The sequence below is a fragment of the Burkholderia stagnalis genome (genome assembly GCF_902830275.1).
Classification (GTDB): domain Bacteria; phylum Pseudomonadota; class Gammaproteobacteria; order Burkholderiales; family Burkholderiaceae; genus Burkholderia; species Burkholderia stagnalis.
The window spans coordinates 1-1686 of record NZ_CADESW010000058.1 but is presented as its reverse complement, the minus strand read 5'-3'; the positions used below and the strand labels follow the sequence as shown (position 1 = coordinate 1686).

Here is a 1686-nt window from a genome sequence, read left to right as displayed (position 1 = left end):
ATGCCGATGGACAAGATCGTCAAGTCGTTCGAGACGGGCAACGGCAATACGCTCGGCCACATTGCGGTCGTCGTCGGCCTGGGCACGATGCTCGGCAAGATGATGGCCGAATCGGGCGGCGCCGAGCGGATCGCGACCACGCTGATCGACTGGTTCGGTGAAAAGAACATCCACTGGGCGATGATGTTCGTCGCGATCATCGTCGGCCTGCCGGTGTTCTTCGAAGTCGGCTTCGTGCTGCTGATCCCGATCGCGTTCAACGTCGCGAAGCGCACCGGCAAGTCGCTGCTCGTCGTCGGCCTGCCGATGGTGGCCGGCCTGTCGGTCGTGCACGGGCTGATCCCGCCGCACCCGGCCGCGCTGCTCGCGGTCCAGCAGTACGGCGCCGATATCGGCAAGACGATCGCCTTCGGCCTGATCGTCGGCGTGCCGACCGCGATCGTCGCGGGCCCGCTGTTCGCGCTGACGATCTCGAAGTTCGTGAAGCTGCCGGAGAACAACCCGCTCGCCGCGCAGTTCGTCGAATCGCACACCGAAGGCAAGAAGCGTGAGCTGCCGGGCTTCGGCATTACGCTGTTCACGATCCTGCTGCCGGTGATCCTGATGCTGGTCGGCAGCTGGGCCGACCTGATCTTCACGCCGAAGTCGCTGCCGAACAACCTGCTGCGCTTTGCCGGCAACTCGGACGTCGCGCTGCTGATCGCGGTGCTGGTGAGCTTCTTCACGTTCGGCAAGCTGCAGGGCTTCAACCGCGACCAGATCCAGAAGTTCTGCGGCGAGTGCCTGGCGCCGATCGCCGGGATCACGCTGATCGTCGGCGCGGGCGGCGGCTTCGGGGGGATCCTGCGTGACAGCGGCATCTCGCAGCAGATCGTCGCGACCGCGACGCAGGCGCACCTGTCGCCGCTGCTGCTCGGCTGGTTCGTCGCGGCGCTGATTCGTCTGGCCACGGGCTCGGCGACGGTTGCGATGACGACCGCCTGCGGCATCGTCGCGCCGATCGCGGCGGCGTCGGGCGCGGCGGTCAAGCCGGAGCTGCTGGTGCTCGCGACGGGGTCGGGCTCGCTGATCTTCTCGCACGTCAACGACGGCGGCTTCTGGCTGGTCAAGGAGTACTTCGGGATGACGGTCGGCCAGACGTTCAAGACCTGGACGCTGCTCGAAACGATCATCTCGGCGCTCGGCCTGACCTTTACGCTGGTGCTGAGCGCGGTTCTGTAACAAGGGGTAGTCAATGATTCTGATCGCAATGGGCGTGTCGGGCGCGGGCAAGTCGCGAATCGGCGAAATGCTGGCGGAACGCCTGTCGTGCAGCTATACCGATGGCGACGCGTTTCACAGCGCCGCCAACAAGGAGAAGATGCACCAGGGCATTCCGCTGACCGACGACGACCGCTGGCCGTGGCTGCAGACGATCCGTGCCGCCATCGAGGACAAGCAGCGCGCGGGCGAGACGGCCGTCTTCACCTGCTCGTCGCTGAAGCGTTCGTACCGCGACGTGCTGCGCGGCAACGACGCCGACGTGCGGTTCGTGTACCTGAAGGGCTCGTTCGACGTGTTGCACGAGCGCCTGAAGAGCCGCACCGGCCATTTCTTCGATCCGTCGCTGCTGCAGAGCCAGCTCGACACGCTCGAGGAGCCGGGCCCGGACGAAGCGATCGAGGTCAGCATCGAGCTGACGCCGGA

The 1686-nt window shown here is 66.0% G+C and carries 2 protein-coding genes; both read left to right on the top strand.

Annotation, left to right across the window (positions count from 1 at the left end):
* The coding region (locus tag HWY45_RS36155) for a GntT/GntP/DsdX family permease (RefSeq protein WP_124598672.1) at window positions 1-1221 on the top strand (1221 nt) is incomplete at its 5' end.
* Window positions 1222-1234: 13 nt separating this feature from the next.
* Window positions 1235-1686 (top strand): gluconokinase (locus HWY45_RS36150; protein WP_059879995.1); only part of this gene is annotated, 452 nt, incomplete at its 3' end.